Below are 15,629 nucleotides of genomic sequence, written 5' to 3' on the forward strand. Positions count from 1 at the left end.
TCACCCTGCCCCCGGCGACACGCACAGGTACTCGGAAACCGCATCCTGCGCCCGGGCGAGGGTTTCGGCGGGCGTGCCGCCGGCGTCGATCTTCTGCCAGTCGAGCGGGCCGAGGTCGTATGCCTCCTGGTGCTCGGCGACCGCCGCGTCGGCGTCGGAGGCGTCCTTCTTGCGGGCCGTGACACGGGCGACGCGGGTCGCGAGGTCGGCCTCGAGAAACAGCCCGACGAACGGCACGCCGACGCTGTCCGCGGCCTTCCGGAAGGCGGCGCGCTCGTCCGGGCGGGCGGCGACCGCATCGACGATCGCCGCATGGCCGGCGGCAAGCGTGCGGCGGGCGGCGGCGGCGAGCGCGGCATAGACGCGGGCGGTGGTGCCGGGGCCATAGGCCTCGGGCGGCAGCCGGTCGTGCTCGGCGACTCCGCGCATGAGCTTTCGAAGAACATCGGAACGCAGCAGCACCGCACCCGGCGCCGCCCCGAGTTTTTCGGCCAGCGCCTTCGCCACCGCGGACTTGCCGGTGCCCGACAGGCCGCCGATCGCCACCAGCACCGGCGGCGGTGGCACGATCAGCGCGCAGGCGAGCCGGAAATATTTTTGCGCGCTCCCGGCGATGGCGAGGGCGGCCTCGGGGGCATCGGCGGGCGCCGGGCGGGCCGCCGTCACCTTTGCGCGGATCGCGGCGCGCACCGAGAGGAACAGCGGCAGCGCCGCGAGCCCGTCGAGATCGGCCGCCCGGCGGGTCTCGACCAGATAGCGGTTCAGCACGACGTTCGCCGCGCCGCAAAGACCGCGCTGCCACAGATCCATCAGCAGGAAGGCGAGGTCGTAGAGGAGGTCGCCGGTCGCCAGCTGCGGATCGAACTCCAGCGCGTCGAACGGCACCGGCTCGCCGTCGATCAGCGCGATGTTGCCGAGATGCAGATCGCCGTGGCCGCGCCGCACCAGCCCCTGCCTTTCGCGCGCGGCGAGGAGCGGCGACAGCGCATCCAGCGCCGCGGCCGAGCGGGCGTCGAGCGCCGCCACCTTCTCCGGCGGAAAGAGCTTCGGCCGTTCCAAAAACTCCGCGGTGTTTTGAAGAATCCAGCGGCGGAGCGCGGCGAGCCACGGCGTCCCGCCGGCCGGGGCCACCGCTGCGGCCTTCGCATGCGCCGCCGCCAGGACCCGCCCGAGCGCATCGGCGAGGGTGTCGTCGAGCGCGCCGCGGTCGGCCAGCCGATCGAGCGTGCGGGTCTCGTCGAACCGGCGCATCTCCACCGCCCATTCCACCGGGGACTCGTCCCTTCGGCACTCGTCCCGCCGGGGCTCGGCCCCTTCGGACCCGTCCGGTTCGAGGGCGAGCGTGCCGTCGGCGCGGCGAAAGATCGCCCGGACGCCCCGATAAAGGTGCGGCGCAAACGGCCGGTTGGCGAGAATTTCCGCCGCACAGGCGGCTTTCCGCCGTTCGAGCGTCGAGAAATCGAGGAAGGGAAATTTTACCGCCCGCTTGATCTTCAGCGCCCGCGGCCCGGCGAGAAACACCGCCGCCGCGTGGGTGTCGATCCGCACCACCGGCGCGCCGCCGTGGGTCGCCGGATCACCGAGAAAGGCGAGCACGGCCGCCTGCCCCGCCTCGCCCGTCCCGGAGCCCGTCCCGGAGCCCGATCCGGAGCCCGATCCGGAGCCGGTGTCGCATCCGCCGGCCGGGCCGGGGTGGTCGCTGGAGGCATCCATGGCGAAACCGAAACGTGCGTTGGAACCGATCTGGATCAAGAAAGTATGTCCGGGGCGGATCGACATTGTAAGACGCCGCCGGCCGTTTCCGCACGGCTTCGAGGACGCTCGCCAAAGGACGCCTGCCAAAGGAGGCCTGCCAAAGGACGCCTGCGATGACCCAGCTTCCGCACAGCTTCAAGCGCATCCGCCTGGACCTCGCGCGCTCGAAGGCGTTTCCGATCGGGTCCGTCGATCACGGCTACGAGTTCGTGGCGCCGCTCGGCCCGGACGGCCGCATCGATCCCGAGCAGTGGCGGGCGAACCGCGAGCACTGCCGGGTGCGCCGCTTCTGGGGCGACGAGGAGGAGATCGGCTATCTGGTGCACAAGCCGGGCGGCCCCGAGCACGCCCGCTGGGTGTTCGACTACGACGCCACCGCCGAGGACGACGACGAGTCGGGCTTCCGCTTCGGCGAGCACGCCTTTGCGCCCGGCGAGTACGTCTCGATCCGCGACGAGGACGGCGAGATGCACACCTTTCAGGTGATTTCTGTCGAGCCGGCGACGTGATCCGTCACCGAAAACGCCGCCGCGGCGGCCGCGTCACAGCCGCCGCAGGGCGACCTCCTCGATCCGGTGGGTCTCGCTCTTCTTCAGGATCAGGTCGGCGCGCTGGCGCGTCGGCAGGATGTTCTCCTGGAGGTTCACCAGATTGATGCGCGTCCAGATGTCCGTCGCGGTGGCGACCGCGTCCTCGTCGGTGATGCGCGAGTAGCGGCGGAAGTAGGATTTGGGGTCGCGGAACGCGGTGGTGCGCAGCGCCAGGAAGCGCTTCACGTACCAGTTCCGCAAGATGTCGTCCTCGGCGTCGATATAGACCGAGAAGTCGAAGAAGTCGGAGACGAACGGGATCGCCTTGCCGTCGCGCGGCGGCCGGCCGGTCTGCAGGACGTTGACGCCCTCGACGATCAGAATGTCCGGCCGGTCGATCTCGACATATTCGGTCGGCACCACGTCGTAGACGAGGTGCGAATAGACCGGCGCCCGCACCGGCCGGCGGCCGGCCTTGATGTCGGACAGGAACTGCAGGAGCCGCGGCAGGTCGTAGCTCTCCGGAAAGCCCTTCTTGTCCATCAAGCCTTCGCGTTCGAGCACAGCGTTCGGATGGAGGAAGCCGTCGGTGGTGATCAGGTCGACCTTCGGCACGCCGGGGCAGCGGGCGAGCAGCGCCTGCAGCACGCGCGCGGTGGTCGATTTGCCGACCGCGACCGAGCCCGCCACGCCGATCACGTACGGCACCTTGATATCGAACGTATTCAGGAAGCGCTGCTGCGCCCGAAACAGCCGCTGGGTGGCGTTGACATAGAGCGACAAGAGCCGCGACAGCGGCAGATAGATCTCCTCCACCTCGCTCATGTCGAGGCGGTCGTGCACCGAGCGGAGCTGGATCACCTCCTCCGGCTCGAGCGTCATCGGCGTGTCCTCGCGCAGCGCCGCCCACTCCTCGCGGGAGAAGACGCGGTACGGGGACAGTGGCTCGTGGGTACGCGGCGCGACGACCTGATCCATCGGGTCACACATTCTGCCGTGAGGCCTTCTCCGCCAGACCGGATTGTCGTGTTCGGGATTCGAGCTCGGCCTCGACCTCGGCCAGCGCCACGTCGCGCGCCTTCAGGAGCACCAGGAGATGGTACAACAGATCGGCGCTTTCCGCGATGACGCGATCGCGGGGCTCGTTTGCGCCGGCGAGCACGGTCTCGATCGCCTCCTCGCCCATTTTTCGCGCGCAGTGCGCGGCGCCCTTGTCGAGCAGCTTGCGCGTGTAGGAGACGTCGGCACCGGCGCCGGCGCGCTCGGCGACGCGCCGCTCGAGGTCGTGCAGGGTGAAGGTCATGGTCGGCTCTACCTGATGGGGGAGTGAGGTCTTCGCAGCTGCGAAAGGTCTGGACCGGGGTGTTGTCGGGGGCGTCCGTCGGTTCAGGCGTCGAGCCGCATCGGCAGCCCGGCTTTCGCCATGTACTGCTTCGCCTCGCGGATCGTGTGCTCGCCGAAATGGAAGATCGAGGCCGCCAGCACCGCAGTCGCGTGGCCGTCGCGGATGCCCTCGACCAAGTGCTCGAGCGTGCCGACGCCACCGGAGGCGATCACCGGCACCGGCACCGCATCGGCGATCGCGCGGGTGAGCGGGATGTCGAAGCCGGCCTTGGTGCCGTCGCGGTCCATCGAGGTGAGGAGGATCTCTCCGGCCCCCAGCGCCACCACCTCCTCGGCATATTTCACCGCGTCGATGCCGGTCGGCTTGCGGCCGCCATGGGTGAAGATCTCCCAGCGGTCGCGCTCCCCCGGCGCCGAGACGCGCTTGGCGTCGATCGCCACCACGATGCACTGGTTGCCGAACTTTTCCGCCGCCTCGTGGACGAACCGCCGGTCGGCGACCGCCGCCGTGTTGATCGACACCTTGTCGGCGCCCGACTTCAGGAGCGCGCGGATGTCGTCGGTGGTGCGCACCCCGCCGCCGACCGTGAGCGGCATGAAGCACGCCTCGGCGGTGCGCCGCACCACGTCGAGGATGGTGCCGCGGTTCTCGTGGCTCGCGGTGATGTCGAGGAAGCACAGCTCGTCGGCACCGGCGGCGTCGTAGGCGATCGCCGCCTCGACCGGATCACCGGCGTCGCGCAGGTCGACGAAGTTGACGCCCTTGACGACACGGCCGTCCTTGACGTCGAGGCAGGGGATGACGCGGACTTTGAACATTTGCTATTCGGCTGCCGAGGCGAGAGGCCGACCCTTGATGAAATCCCAGTAGACCCCCGGCAGGCGACCCGCAAACTCGCTGGAGGTCACATCCGCGATGTAGAACAGCCGCGAGCCGGCGAACTTGGCGAACCGGTCCGACAGCTCGGAAACCGGCAACGCGCTCCGAACGAAGCAGACGTGATCGTCCAGCTCGATCATCTCCGCGTTGTCGTCGAGGGCGTCGACGAAGCCGCGCCGATCGAGGTCGTCACCGTTGCCGTCATCGAAGACCAGAAGACAGGTTTTCATTTGGTCTCTCCGCGGTCGTAGCCGATACGCCCGGTTTCCGTGGCCCGTTCCACGGCGACGGGTCGTCGGCCTTTGCGGTATCGGAACCTCAACTCCTGAAGCCTGATCCTGTATTCCTCGGATTGCAGGCGATCCGGGTCGCGAAACAGCAAGATGAAGTAAGCAACGAGCGCAGGCAACACGAGCAGGGCCGCGAGCCCGATCAGGAGCAGCCGGACCGGACGGTCGTCGATCAGCACGGCTGCGAGGAGAAAAAGAGGGACCGTCAGCCCGACCAGCCAGAGCAGGGGATTCACGGCCGTGCGGACGACCCGGATGGTGTCGACCCGCGAAAGGCCCGCCCGGACGATCTCGTCGAGCTTCGGCATCTAGGCCCGCCCTGCCTCCGCGGCCGAGCGGCCACCCATCAGCGCCAGCGCCTTCCTGGCATCCAGCCGGCCGTCGTAGAGCGCCCGTCCGGCGATCGCGCCCGCGAGCTTTTCCGCCCGCGGCTCCAGCAGCTTCTCGATGTCGGCGAGCGAGGCGAGGCCGCCCGAGGCGATCACCGGGATCGCCACCGCGTCGGCGAGCGCGATCGTGCCGTCGAGATCGAGGCCGGTCAGCATGCCGTCGCGGCTGATCTCGGTATAGACGATCGCGGCGACGCCGGCGTCCTCGAACCGCTTGGCGAGATCGAGCGCCGGCAGGTCGGACACCTCCGCCCAGCCCTCGACCGCCACCCGGCCGTTTCGCGCGTCGAGCCCGACCGCCACCCGACCGGGAAACCGCTTGGCCGCCGTCTTCACCAGCTCGGGGTCGCGCACCGCGGCGGTGCCGATGATCACCCGGGTCACGCCCTTCTCGAGCCAGCCCTCGACGGTCGCCATGTCGCGGATGCCGCCGCCGAGCTGCACCGGGACCGACACGAGCTCGAGGATCCGCTCGACCGCCGCCGCGTTCACCGGACGCCCGGCGAACGCGCCGTCGAGATCGACCAGATGGAGGTAGCGGAAGCCGGTCTCCTCGAACTGGCGGGCCTGCTCGGCCGGGTCGCGGTTGAAGATGGTGGCGCGCGCCATGTCGCCCTGCTCGAGGCGCACGGCGAGGCCGTCCTTCAAATCGATGGCGGGAAACAGGATCACGAGCGGACTCCGAGGTCGGATGAGGGGGCGTCTCGATGGAAAACCGCCGGCGCCGCGTCCCCCGCGACCGTCCTCACGGCGCCCACCGCAAGAAATTGGCGATCAGCGCGAGACCGAGCCGCTGGCTCTTCTCGGGGTGGAACTGGGTGCCGGCGACGGTGCCGCGGGCGACGATCGCGGTGACCGGGCCGCCATAATCGGCCTCGGCGACCAGCACCGACGGGTCGGACACCGACAAATGGTAGCTGTGCACGAAATAGGCGTGCAGCCCGTCCGGCCCGGTCGGGATGTTTTTCAAAAGCGGATGGTTCACACGGGCCGACAAGGTGTTCCAGCCCATGTGCGGGATCTTCAGGCTCGGATCGTTCGGCGTGATGCGGTCGACCTCGCCGGGGATCCAGCCCAAGCCCTCGGTCACCTCGTACTCGTTGCCGCGCTCGGCCAGAAGCTGCATGCCGACGCAGATGCCGAGAAACGGCCGGCCTTTGCCGTGCACCGTCTCGGTCATCGCCTCGACCATGCCGGGCACCGAATCGAGCCCGCGTCGACAGTCGGCGAAGGCACCGACGCCCGGCAGCACGATGCGGTCGGCGCCGCGCACCACCTCGGGATCGCTGGTGACGCGGATCTCCTGGTCGGAGCCGCTCTCGCGCGCCGCCCGCTCGAAGGCTTTGGCGGCCGAGTGCAGGTTGCCCGACCCGTAATCGATGATCGCGACCGTCATCGGCTCACCCCCGCACTCGGAAACAGCCCGAGAATGCCCCGGACACTCGTGTCCCGGACACGAGTGTCCCCGCCGTCGTGCGCCGCTGCCGTCCCGGCTCGCGCCACCCACGCCGAAAAGAAGCGCTGCTCGGCCGACTCCCGGTCGTCGCCGACCACGATGCCGTGGTCGCGCCAGCCGGCGCGCACGAGCGCGGCGCGGCGCAGCGTCGCCGCCTCGAGGCCGATCAGGAGGCCGACCAGCCCGAAGGCGACCGAGCGCCAGCCGGGCGTCACGCCGAGCAGCCCCACGGCAACCGACAGCACCACCATCACCGCGAGATAGGCCAAGAGCGTCCGCCACAGCCGGTGCCACAGCATCCACAAGGGGCCGAACAGGAAGGCCGCCCAGTCGAAGCCGTCGCGCACGAAGCGGAAATCCTCGGCCGCGGTCGCCTGCCCGTCCGCCCGCGCGGGTGGCTCCAGCACTGCATACACCGCCATGATCGTCCTCTCGCAACGCGCCGTGTGTTTCAGAGAATCGGCGCCGGCCGCCGGCCTCACCCGCCGAGCGACCCCTTGGTCGACGGCACCTCGTCCTTCGCCCGCGGGTCGATCGCCACCGCGCCACGCAGCGCTCGGGCGAGGCCCTTGAAGCAGGATTCGGAGATATGGTGGTCGTTGCCGCCGTAAAGGGTTTCCACGTGCAGCGTGAGCCCCGCGTTCATCGCGAACGCCTGGAACCACTCGCGCACCAGCTCGGTGTCGAAGGTGCCGATTTTTCCGCGCGCAAACTCCACACGGAACACCAGGAAGGGGCGCCCCGACACGTCGATCGCGACGCGCGTGAGCGTCTCGTCCATCGGCAGATGCACGTCGGCGTAGCGGCAGATGCCTTTCATGTCGCCGAGCGCCTTGCGAAACGCCTGGCCGAGCGTGATGCCGACGTCCTCGGTGGTGTGGTGGTCGTCGATATGGAGGTCGCCGTCGGCCTTCACCTCGAGGTCGATGCGCGCATGACGGGCCAAGAGGTCGAGCATATGGTCGAGGAAGCCGACCCCGGTGGCGATGCTCGCCTTGCCGGTGCCGTCGAGGTCGAGCGCGACCTCGACCCGGGTTTCCGAGGTGGTCCGCTTCACGGTCGCGGTGCGCATGTCGAGCTCGTCGGGGTCGTGCCGGCCGGGCAACGCTGCGGAAACCGCGGACCCGGCGGGAGGAATGGGGCCGGGCCGCGTTTTAACAGGCCGGGGCCGGTTCCGCCACTGCCGCGGGGGCGCTCGCGCCCCTATCCCCGCCCCGGCGAGCCGCGGCAGCCGCACCGCGTTGCCGGCGCGCCGGTGTCGCGTTGCAATGCGGTTCCCGCGAACCTAAATCAGGGCCTCACGAGGTTTTTCGAATCCATGCATCCCGAACAGGCGTCCTCGACCCAAGTCAACACTTGGCACGGCACCACCATCGTCACGGTCCGCAAGGGCGGCATCGTCGCGGTCGGCGGCGACGGGCAGGTGTCGCTCGGCCAGACCATCATCAAGGCGAACGCCAAGAAGGTGCGCCGGCTCGCCAAGGGCGACGTGATCGGCGGCTTCGCCGGCGCCACCGCCGACGCCTTCACGCTGTTCGAGCGGCTCGAGGGCAAGCTCGAGCAGTATCCGGGCCAGCTGATGCGCGCCGCCGTCGAGCTCGCCAAGGACTGGCGCACCGACCGCTATCTGCGCCGGCTGGAGGCGATGATGATCGTCGCCGACCCGCAGGTGTCGCTGGTGCTGACCGGCACCGGCGACGTGCTGGAGCCCGAGAACGGGCTCGCCGGCATCGGCTCCGGCGGCAACTACGCGCTCGCCGCCGCGCGGGCCCTGCTCGACACCGACCTCGACGCCGAGACGATCGTGCGCCGCTCGCTCGCGATCGCCGCGGAAATCTGCGTCTACACCAACGACAAGGTGGTGGTGGAGACGCTGAAGGCCTGATCCCGCCGCCTTCGGCGGACCGCCCCTTTCGCCTCTCCCTTCCGGATTCCGCGTGCCGACGGCACGCCGCGACCGGCGGGGCGGGCCACGGAACCGCATCCATGACCGACTTCTCTCCCCGCGAAATCGTCTCCGAGCTCGACCGCTTCATCATCGGCCAGCACGACGCCAAGCGCGCGGTCGCGATCGCGCTGCGCAACCGCTGGCGGCGGCTGCAGCTCGACGACAAGCTGCGCGAGGAGGTGATGCCGAAGAACATTTTGATGATCGGCCCGACCGGCGTCGGCAAGACCGAGATTTCCCGCCGCCTCGCCAAGCTCGCCGGGGCGCCGTTCATCAAGGTGGAGGCGACCAAATTCACCGAGGTCGGCTATGTCGGCCGCGACGTCGAGCAGATCGTGCGCGATCTCGTCGAGGTCGGCATCGCCATCACCCGCGAGAAGAAGCGCAAGGACGTGCAGGCGCGCGCCCACCTCGCCGCCGAGGAGCGGGTGGTCGAGGCCTTGGTCGGCAAGGGTGCCTCCGCCTCCACCAAGGAGACGTTCCGCAAGAAGCTGCGTGACGGCGAGATGGACGACAAGGAGATCGAGGTCGAGGTGCAGGCGGGCGGCGCCGGCCTGCCGATGTTCGACATCCCCGGCATGCCGGGCGCGCAGATGGGCGCGGTGTCGATCGGCGACATCTTCGGCAAGCTCGGCGGCGGGCGCACCAAGACGCGGCGCGTCACCGTGAAGGAGTCCTACGAGGTCCTGATCGCCGAGGAGTCCGACAAGCTGCTCGACCAGGACGCGCTGGTGCAGGAGGCGATTCGCGCCGTCGAGAACAACGGCATCGTGTTTCTCGACGAGATCGACAAGATCACCGCGCGCGAGGGCCGCTCCGGCGCCGACGTGTCGCGCGAGGGCGTGCAGCGCGACCTTCTGCCGCTGATCGAGGGCACCTCGGTCTCGACCAAGCACGGCACGGTGAAGACCGACCATATTCTGTTCATCGCCTCGGGCGCGTTCCATCTGGCGAAGCCCTCGGACCTGCTGCCGGAGCTGCAGGGCCGCCTGCCGATTCGCGTCGAGCTGCAGGCGCTGACCCGCGACGACTTCAAGCGCATCCTCACCGAGACCGAGGCGTCGCTGATCGTGCAGTACATCGCGCTGATGGCGACCGAGGGCTTGAAACTCACCTTCACCGACGACGCGATCGATGCGATCGCCGACGTCGCGGTGTCGGTCAACTCCACCGTGGAGAACATCGGCGCGCGGCGCCTGCAGACGGTGATGGAGCGGGTGCTCGACGAGATCTCCTTCACCGCCGCCGACCAGAACGGCGAGACGGTGACGATCGACGGCGCCTATGTGCGCGAGCGGGTCGAGGATCTCTCCAAGAACGCCGACCTCAGCCGCTTCATTCTCTGATTCGCCGGCGCCGGGCGAATCGAGTCCGCCCGCAGACGCGTCGAACGAGCGCGCGGCCGAATCGCCCGGCCTCGCTCGTGTACGGCGCCGAGCGGTGCGGCGTGTGCCCTCCGCGCGGATCGGTGGTAATAGTCTCGTCGTGCTTTCGACGCACGGTCGCGCCGAGCCGCCCGCCGGCGGATCGCCCACGGCCGCGCGTCACCGACATCGAACCGAACGAGAATGCCCTGCCAGTCCGGACGTTTGCCCGCCCCCTCGGCCGCCACGGCCGGGGCGTTCGCTGTTGTTCGCGCGTCCGGCGCCGAGGCACGAAAAAACCCGCCGAGAGGCGGGTCCATCCATCCGAGCGGCAGAAGGTTTTGGTTGCGGGGGCAGGATTTGAACCTGCGACCTTCAGGTTATGAGCCTGACGAGCTACCGGGCTGCTCCACCCCGCGCCAAGTCGACCCGACGACCGAACCGGTCGCCGCCGTCGCGAGGCTTATGTAGCAACACAAGTGTCACATGGGAAGCCCGCCTTGGCACAGAATCTCGTTGTTTCGCACAATCCTCTTCTGCCGCCCGCGCCGGCTGCGGACACCGCCGACATGCACGTTCCGGATGCGATCCGTGGAGTGGCGCGCAGCGCTCTCGACGAGGCCCGCACCGCGATCACCGATCCGGCCCGGCCGGACGACGTCGCGATTCACGATTTCCGCAAGGGCATGAAGCGGTGGCGGGCGATTCTGCGGCTGGTCTCGCCGTTTCTCGGCGACGAGGGGCCGCGGCTGCGGATCGAGGCGCGCGACCTCGCCCGCGCGCTCGCCGGGGCGCGCGACGCCCGCACCGCGCTCGACGCGCTCGACGATCTCGGCAAGCTCGAGGCCGGGATGCCGCTGTCGGAGCGTAGCCTCGCCACCATCGCCGGGCGGCTCGACGAGCAGCGCGCCGCGGCCGAAAACCTCTCGGTCACTCCCGAGACGCGGACGCGCATCGACGAGATTCTGCTGGTGGCGAGCGAGGGGGTGAAATTCTGGCCGCTCGCCGAGGTCGATTTCCGCGATCTCGCGCGCGAGATCGCCGTGCATTACCGGCGCGCCCGCGACGCCATCCCGGCCGACTGGGCGGCGGCCGAGCCCGAGACGCTGCACGGCCTGCGCCAGCGGGTGGTCACCCACCGCTATCAGATGGAGATCGTCGCGCCGCTGTGGCCGCGCTTCGGCGAGTTCTGGATCGGCGAGGCGCAGAAGCTGCGCGACCGGCTCGGCCACCATCAGGATCTGATCATTCTCGCCGGGCTGACGGCGCCGCACGGGCCGCTCGCGCCGTGGCGGTCGCGGCTGTTGCCGCTGATCGACGCCCGCCGCGCCGAGCACGTGACGGTCGCGAGCCGGCTCGCCGGCCGGCTGTTCGCCGATCCGCCCAAGAGCTTTCGGCGCCGCCTGCGGGCGCTGTGGGAGCACCGCGTGAAGCCGGGCTGAGCGAGACGACGGGCGGCCCCGCGCGCGACAGGGAGGTGGCGGGCGGGGGAACGGTCGCCCCGGCGGCACGTTGGCGTCCCGCCATGATGGTGAACATCGAAGAGGTCGTCCTGCGGCTCGCCGCCGCCGCCGTCGGCGGCCTGATCATCGGCCTCGACCGCGGCCTCAAGAACAAGCCGGTCGGCATGCGCACGCTGTCGCTGGTGGCGCTCGGCTCGGCGACGGTGGCGGTCGTCGCCCTCGAGGTCGACGGCATGGTCGGCCATCCGGACGCCACCAGCCGCGTCGTGCAGGGCGTGGTGCAGGGGGTGATGACCGGGATCAGCTTCATCGGCGCCGGCGTCATCCTGCGCGACCGCACCGCCCAGCGCATCCACGGTCTGACCACCGCCGGCACCGTGTGGATCGCCGCGGCGATCGGCATCGCCTGCGGGCTCGGCGGCTGGGAGATCGCGTTCACCGCGCTGGTGATCGCGCTCGTCGTGCTGGTCGGCCTGCGCTGGATCGAGGTGCTGACCCGCCAGGACCTGGACGACTGACCATCCCGGCGTCGCCAACGACGAAAAGGGCCGCGGCGGGACGCCGCGACCCTCGTTTGCGTGTCTCGATGCGCCGTCTCGATGCGCCGTCCGTCAGGACGGGCGGAACCACGGCCGCGGCTGCGGGGTGTCGCGGGCCGGTGCGGCGCGCTCCTTGATCTCGTTCGGCCGGCCACGCTCGGTCGGCGTCTCGGTGCGGGCGGCCGTGCGGTCGCGACTGCCGGAGCCGGAGCCGGAATTGCCGCCGCGCGAGGGCACCGCGTTGGCCAAAACCTCGGCGCCGCGTCCCGCCGGAGCGGCCGGCGACCGGCTCGGCCGGGCCGGAAAGAGCCAGCCGGTGCGCGGCTGCGGCACGTCCGGCGTCTCGGTGTCGGCGCGCCGGCGGGTGGCGGGCTCGTTGCGGGTGACGGGCTCGGAACGGGTGCGGCCGGTCGCCGGCTCGGCTCGCTCGTCGGGCTCCTCGCCAGCCTTCTGCGGCCCCCAGGTGTCGCCAGCGAACTTCGCGAAGGCGAGCAGCACGCCGGTGCCGATCACCGCGCCGATCACCGCGCCGGTGATGGAGGCGTCGAGGCCGAACCGCGGCCCGGCCCAGGTGCCGACGAAGGCGCCGACCAGGCCGACGACGACGTCGGCGAACAGGCCGAAGCCGGTGCCCCATGAGGTGGTGGTGGCGAGCCAGCCGCCGCCGGCGCCGATCAGGAGAATGACGATCCAGATGTCGGTGGAAAGGGTCATGTCGGGGCTTTCCGAAAGGTCAGGGAAACGATGATGGCGGTCGGCCGCGTCCGGTCCGCCGGGACCGGCCGCACGGCGGCCGTCGTTTTCCCGTCAACCGCGGCTCGAACCCTTCGTTCCGACCGACCGGCGACCCGGGACAGGCGCATTGCCGCACCACCGTGTCGCGGGCGCCCGCTCAGGCGTTCAGCCAGCCCTGCGCGAACCGGCGCAGCCGGCGGGCGAGGCGGGCGGCCCGGCCGGTCGGCGGATCCGGCGGCTCGGGCTCGACCAGCCGCAGCCCGACGCTGGCGAGCCGCTCGTCGACCACCCGGTGCGCCACCAGCGCGATGGTGCCGAGCGGCAGCGTGTCGCCGGGCTCGGGCGGCCGCCCGAGCCTCTCGGCGAACCAGGTGGCGAGCGTCTTGTCGCGCTCGTCCGGGGCGATGCCGAGGCCGTAGATTTCCGACAGCGAGCCGAGGGTGATCTCGGCGCCGACGAAGAAGTCGCCGAGCAGGCCGGAATCGGGCGCCCGCACCGGCGGCATGTCGACGAAGAAGCGGTCGAGCGCGAACGCCTTCTCGGGCGGCACCAGGAGGTAGACGTAGTCGCCCGGCCGGATCGGCCCGGCCTCCTCCGGGGCGAGCACCCGCTCCTCGCGCACGACGAGCGCGAGCTTCGCCCAGGACGGCACCAGCTTGCGGCGCAGATAGGGGTTGTTGGCGCCGACATGGTAGCCGACCAGCTCCTGCTCGAGCTGGCCCGGCAGATCGAGATCGACCCGGCGCGGCGGCGTTTCCGCCCGCCCCACCCCGATCCGCAGGAGCTTCGCCGCGGGTGCCAGCGTCCAGCCCTGCACCAGGAGCGAGACCAGCACCACCACGAAGGCGACGTTGAAATAGAGCTGGGCGTTCGGCAGCCCGACCAGCAGCGGGATCGAGGCGAGGAAGATGCCGACCGCCCCGCGCAGCCCGACCCAGGAGATGAAGGCCCGCTCGCGCCAGGTGAAGCGGAACGGCGCGAGGCAGAGAAACACCGCGATCGGCCGGGCGACGAACATCAGGACACCGGCGACCGCCAGCGCCGGCACCAGCGTCCAGATCATCCGGGTCGGCCAGGCGAGCAGGCCGAGCAGCAGGAACATGACGATCTGGGCGAGCCAGGTGGCGGCGTCGAGGAAGGTGACGATCGCGGTGTGGGCGCGGATCGGCCGGTTGCCGAGGATCAGGCCGGCGAGATAGACGGCGAGGAAGCCGGAGGCGCCGACCACCTGGGAGAAGCCGAACACCACCAGTGCGACGGTGGTGACGAACGGCGCGTGCAAGCCCTGCGGCAGTGCCAGCCGGTTGAGCGCGTGCGCGGTGCCCCGCCCGGCGACCACGCCGATCAGCGTGCCGCCGAGCGCCTGGCCGGCGAGGCCCGCGGCGATCTCCGGCCAGCTGTGCTGGCTGCCGGCGAGAATCTCGACCAGCAACAAGGTGAGGAAGATCGCGAACGGGTCGTTGGTGCCGGATTCGATCTCGATGGTCGCGGCGACCCGCGGCCGGAGCCGCAGGCCGCGGCCGTGCAGCAGGAAGAAGACCGCGGCGGCGTCGGTCGAGGCGACCACCGCGCCGACCAGCAGCGCCTCGACCCAGCCGAGCCCGAGCACATGGACGCCGACCGGGGCGGTGAGGGCGGCGGTGAGCATCACGCCCACCGTCGCCAGCACCACCGAGGGCGCCAGCACGCTGCGGAAGGTCGCGTAGCGGGTGCGCAGGCCGCCGTCGAACAGGATGAGGGCGAGCGCCACCGAGCCGACCGTGTAGGCGAGCTCGACGTCGTCGAACGGCACGCCGCCGGGCCCCGCCTCGCCGGCCGCCATGCCGACCGCCAAGAACACCAAGAGCAGCGGGGCGCCGAACCGCAGGGCCGCCAGGCTCGACAGGATGCCTGCGAGAATCAGGAGGGATCCCAGCAGGATCGAGAGGCTGACGGCGTCGAGCGAATCCATCGGGCGGCGGCGGACGTCCTACGGGGTGGCGGATCGGCGATGCGCGGAGGCGGCCGAGCCAGGATAAGGGCGATCGCCCGCGAGAACCAGCGACGCTCGTGCCGGACGCGCCCCGGCTGCGGCTGCTCCGCCACGGGCCCGGCTGCGGCATCACGTCATCGGGCCGGTCGTGGCGCCGTCACCACCGCGTGAGCCTCACGGCCAGGTCTCGAGGGCGCGGGCGCGGGCTGCCGCGAGGCGCTTCTGATAGTGCACCATGAACGCCGTGCCGAACAGCGGCGTGGTGAAGTTGACGATCGGGATCAGCACGAAGCCGGCGATGAACAACCCCGCGGTGACGATCTCCCAGCGGTTGTCGCGCCACATCGCGTCGGCGTCGCGGATCGGCTGCACCCGCACCGCGGCGATGCGGAAATACTCCCGGCCGAGCAGGTAGGCGGTGGCGAGGAAGAAGGCGATCGCGCCGAGCCCGCCGATCAGCAGGAACGGCGCCGCGCACAGATAGACCACGAGCGCCAGCAGCGACGTCTTGACGCCCTCGACGATCGAGTAGCCGAGCGGCGGCGCCACGCCCGCCGGGTCGTCGGGATAATGCGTGCGCTCGACCACCTCGGCGACGTCGTCGGCATAAAAGCCGGCGACCAGCGAGGTGACCGCCGGCATCAGGAAGATCGCACCGGCAAACAGCCCGGCGCCGAGCGCGATCGCCAGAATCCAGCCGAGCACGGCGAGCGGATTGTGGGCGGCCGGGCCGAGCGTCGTCTCCATCCACTGCCCGCCCTCGCCGCCGAGCCAGGCGACCAGCCAATAGAGCCCGACGGTGAGCACCGCGAGCAGCAGGAGCGCGAGCCCCGCCGACTTCCACAGCACCGCACGGAACGGCGGCGAGAGCATCTGGGCCAAAGCCCGGCCGGCGGCTTGCAGCATCGGACACCTCCGCGTCCGGAGGTAGAGATCCGCCCGCCCCCCGGCAAGGGCATTCGCG

The 15,629-nt window shown here is 70.6% G+C and carries 18 protein-coding genes and 1 tRNA gene; 5 read left to right on the plus strand and 14 right to left on the minus strand.

Annotated features, from left to right (window positions below; genetic code table 11):
- Entirely contained in the window at window positions 1-1,713 is a 1,713-nt protein-coding gene (locus A33M_RS02290) for a bifunctional aminoglycoside phosphotransferase/ATP-binding protein (protein WP_083850267.1), read from the minus strand.
- A 155-nt stretch (window positions 1,714-1,868) separates the two neighbouring features.
- Between A33M_RS02290 and A33M_RS02295 the strand changes: the two genes are divergently transcribed.
- The gene (locus A33M_RS02295; protein WP_008382984.1) at window positions 1,869-2,264 is read left to right on the plus strand and encodes a hypothetical protein; all 396 of its coding nucleotides are present in this window, start codon (window positions 1,869-1,871) and stop codon (window positions 2,262-2,264) included.
- A gap of 33 nt (window positions 2,265-2,297) precedes the next feature.
- Here the strand turns inward: A33M_RS02295 and coaA are convergent, their stop codons facing one another.
- From coaA to hisB, 9 genes are all read right to left on the minus strand, one after another.
- Window positions 2,298-3,263: a type I pantothenate kinase gene (gene coaA / locus A33M_RS02300; protein WP_008382986.1), complete on the minus strand. Its 966-nt coding sequence runs from the start codon at window positions 3,261-3,263 to the stop codon at window positions 2,298-2,300.
- A gap of 4 nt (window positions 3,264-3,267) precedes the next feature.
- Window positions 3,268-3,588 (minus strand): phosphoribosyl-ATP diphosphatase, encoded by a 321-nt coding sequence (locus A33M_RS02305; protein WP_008382988.1) that lies wholly within the window; start codon window positions 3,586-3,588, stop codon window positions 3,268-3,270.
- 83 nt (window positions 3,589-3,671) lie between these two features.
- Window positions 3,672-4,448, minus strand: coding sequence for an imidazole glycerol phosphate synthase subunit HisF (gene hisF, locus A33M_RS02310; protein ID WP_008382991.1), 777 nt, complete (start codon window positions 4,446-4,448; stop codon window positions 3,672-3,674).
- A gap of 3 nt (window positions 4,449-4,451) precedes the next feature.
- The gene (locus tag A33M_RS02315; protein ID WP_008382992.1) at window positions 4,452-4,739 is read right to left on the minus strand and encodes a hypothetical protein; all 288 of its coding nucleotides are present in this window, start codon (window positions 4,737-4,739) and stop codon (window positions 4,452-4,454) included.
- Entirely contained in the window at window positions 4,736-5,107 is a 372-nt protein-coding gene (locus A33M_RS02320; RefSeq protein WP_008382994.1) for a hypothetical protein, read from the minus strand. The genes A33M_RS02315 and A33M_RS02320 overlap by 4 nt, the downstream gene beginning before the upstream one ends.
- Entirely contained in the window at window positions 5,108-5,860 is a 753-nt protein-coding gene (gene hisA, locus A33M_RS02325; RefSeq protein ID WP_008382996.1) for a 1-(5-phosphoribosyl)-5-[(5-phosphoribosylamino)methylideneamino]imidazole-4-carboxamide isomerase, read from the minus strand.
- 73 nt (window positions 5,861-5,933) lie between these two features.
- Window positions 5,934-6,584, minus strand: coding sequence for an imidazole glycerol phosphate synthase subunit HisH (gene hisH / locus A33M_RS02330; RefSeq protein ID WP_008382997.1), 651 nt, complete (start codon window positions 6,582-6,584; stop codon window positions 5,934-5,936).
- Complete coding sequence (locus A33M_RS02335) at window positions 6,581-7,066, minus strand: DUF2628 domain-containing protein (RefSeq protein ID WP_008382999.1); 486 nt, start codon at window positions 7,064-7,066, stop codon at window positions 6,581-6,583. The genes hisH and A33M_RS02335 overlap by 4 nt, the downstream gene beginning before the upstream one ends.
- Window positions 7,067-7,122: 56 nt before the next feature.
- Complete coding sequence (gene hisB, locus A33M_RS02340) at window positions 7,123-7,716, minus strand: imidazoleglycerol-phosphate dehydratase HisB (RefSeq protein WP_040618964.1); 594 nt, start codon at window positions 7,714-7,716, stop codon at window positions 7,123-7,125.
- A 246-nt stretch (window positions 7,717-7,962) separates the two neighbouring features.
- Between hisB and hslV the strand changes: the two genes are divergently transcribed.
- On the plus strand, window positions 7,963-8,529 hold the full coding sequence (hslV, locus tag A33M_RS02345; RefSeq protein ID WP_008383006.1) for an ATP-dependent protease subunit HslV: 567 nt from the start codon (window positions 7,963-7,965) through the stop codon (window positions 8,527-8,529).
- 101 nt (window positions 8,530-8,630) lie between these two features.
- Window positions 8,631-9,938, plus strand: coding sequence for an ATP-dependent protease ATPase subunit HslU (hslU, locus tag A33M_RS02350; protein ID WP_008383008.1), 1,308 nt, complete (start codon window positions 8,631-8,633; stop codon window positions 9,936-9,938).
- A 360-nt stretch (window positions 9,939-10,298) separates the two neighbouring features.
- Here the strand turns inward: hslU and A33M_RS02355 are convergent.
- Window positions 10,299-10,375: transfer RNA gene (locus A33M_RS02355), tRNA-Met, on the minus strand.
- 150 nt (window positions 10,376-10,525) lie between these two features.
- On the opposite strand from A33M_RS02355, the gene A33M_RS02360 reads away from it, so the two are divergent.
- On the plus strand, window positions 10,526-11,398 hold the full coding sequence (locus A33M_RS02360) for a CHAD domain-containing protein (protein ID WP_083850266.1): 873 nt from the start codon (window positions 10,526-10,528) through the stop codon (window positions 11,396-11,398).
- Window positions 11,399-11,481: 83 nt separating this feature from the next.
- The gene (locus A33M_RS02365; RefSeq protein ID WP_008383011.1) at window positions 11,482-11,937 is read left to right on the plus strand and encodes an MgtC/SapB family protein; all 456 of its coding nucleotides are present in this window, start codon (window positions 11,482-11,484) and stop codon (window positions 11,935-11,937) included.
- A gap of 93 nt (window positions 11,938-12,030) precedes the next feature.
- Here the strand turns inward: A33M_RS02365 and A33M_RS24345 are convergent, their stop codons facing one another.
- From A33M_RS24345 to A33M_RS02380, 3 genes are all read right to left on the minus strand, one after another.
- The gene (locus A33M_RS24345) at window positions 12,031-12,672 is read right to left on the minus strand and encodes a GlsB/YeaQ/YmgE family stress response membrane protein (RefSeq protein ID WP_008383013.1); all 642 of its coding nucleotides are present in this window, start codon (window positions 12,670-12,672) and stop codon (window positions 12,031-12,033) included.
- 178 nt (window positions 12,673-12,850) lie between these two features.
- A complete protein-coding gene (locus A33M_RS02375) occupies window positions 12,851-14,644 on the minus strand; it encodes a potassium/proton antiporter (RefSeq protein WP_008383020.1) in 1,794 nt (597 codons plus the stop codon).
- Window positions 14,645-14,839: 195 nt separating this feature from the next.
- The gene (locus A33M_RS02380) at window positions 14,840-15,571 is read right to left on the minus strand and encodes a sulfate transporter family protein (protein WP_008383025.1); all 732 of its coding nucleotides are present in this window, start codon (window positions 15,569-15,571) and stop codon (window positions 14,840-14,842) included.
- Window positions 15,572-15,629 lie beyond the last annotated feature (58 nt).

The organism is Rhodovulum sp. PH10 (assembly GCF_000293785.1).
GTDB lineage: Bacteria > Pseudomonadota > Alphaproteobacteria > Rhizobiales > Xanthobacteraceae > Rhodoplanes.

What these genes read in the sequence shown, in the direction of transcription:
- A33M_RS02290 (WP_083850267.1), bottom strand. Translation starts at nt 1,713, where the DNA reads ATGGATGCCTCCAGCGACCACCCCGGCCCGGCCGGCGGATGCGACACC.
- A33M_RS02295 (WP_008382984.1), top strand. Translation starts at nt 1,869, where the DNA reads ATGACCCAGCTTCCGCACAGCTTCAAGCGCATCCGCCTGGACCTCGCG.
- coaA (WP_008382986.1), bottom strand. Translation starts at nt 3,263, where the DNA reads ATGGATCAGGTCGTCGCGCCGCGTACCCACGAGCCACTGTCCCCGTAC.
- A33M_RS02305 (WP_008382988.1), bottom strand. Translation starts at nt 3,588, where the DNA reads ATGACCTTCACCCTGCACGACCTCGAGCGGCGCGTCGCCGAGCGCGCC.
- hisF (WP_008382991.1), bottom strand. Translation starts at nt 4,448, where the DNA reads ATGTTCAAAGTCCGCGTCATCCCCTGCCTCGACGTCAAGGACGGCCGT.
- A33M_RS02315 (WP_008382992.1), bottom strand. Translation starts at nt 4,739, where the DNA reads ATGAAAACCTGTCTTCTGGTCTTCGATGACGGCAACGGTGACGACCTC.
- A33M_RS02320 (WP_008382994.1), bottom strand. Translation starts at nt 5,107, where the DNA reads ATGCCGAAGCTCGACGAGATCGTCCGGGCGGGCCTTTCGCGGGTCGAC.
- hisH (WP_008382997.1), bottom strand. Translation starts at nt 6,584, where the DNA reads ATGACGGTCGCGATCATCGATTACGGGTCGGGCAACCTGCACTCGGCC.
- A33M_RS02335 (WP_008382999.1), bottom strand. Translation starts at nt 7,066, where the DNA reads ATGGCGGTGTATGCAGTGCTGGAGCCACCCGCGCGGGCGGACGGGCAG.
- hisB (WP_040618964.1), bottom strand. Translation starts at nt 7,716, where the DNA reads ATGCGCACCGCGACCGTGAAGCGGACCACCTCGGAAACCCGGGTCGAG.
- hslV (WP_008383006.1), top strand. Translation starts at nt 7,963, where the DNA reads ATGCATCCCGAACAGGCGTCCTCGACCCAAGTCAACACTTGGCACGGC.
- hslU (WP_008383008.1), top strand. Translation starts at nt 8,631, where the DNA reads ATGACCGACTTCTCTCCCCGCGAAATCGTCTCCGAGCTCGACCGCTTC.
- A33M_RS02360 (WP_083850266.1), top strand. Translation starts at nt 10,526, where the DNA reads ATGCACGTTCCGGATGCGATCCGTGGAGTGGCGCGCAGCGCTCTCGAC.
- A33M_RS02365 (WP_008383011.1), top strand. Translation starts at nt 11,482, where the DNA reads ATGATGGTGAACATCGAAGAGGTCGTCCTGCGGCTCGCCGCCGCCGCC.
- A33M_RS24345 (WP_008383013.1), bottom strand. Translation starts at nt 12,672, where the DNA reads ATGACCCTTTCCACCGACATCTGGATCGTCATTCTCCTGATCGGCGCC.
- A33M_RS02375 (WP_008383020.1), bottom strand. Translation starts at nt 14,644, where the DNA reads ATGGATTCGCTCGACGCCGTCAGCCTCTCGATCCTGCTGGGATCCCTC.
- A33M_RS02380 (WP_008383025.1), bottom strand. Translation starts at nt 15,571, where the DNA reads ATGCTGCAAGCCGCCGGCCGGGCTTTGGCCCAGATGCTCTCGCCGCCG.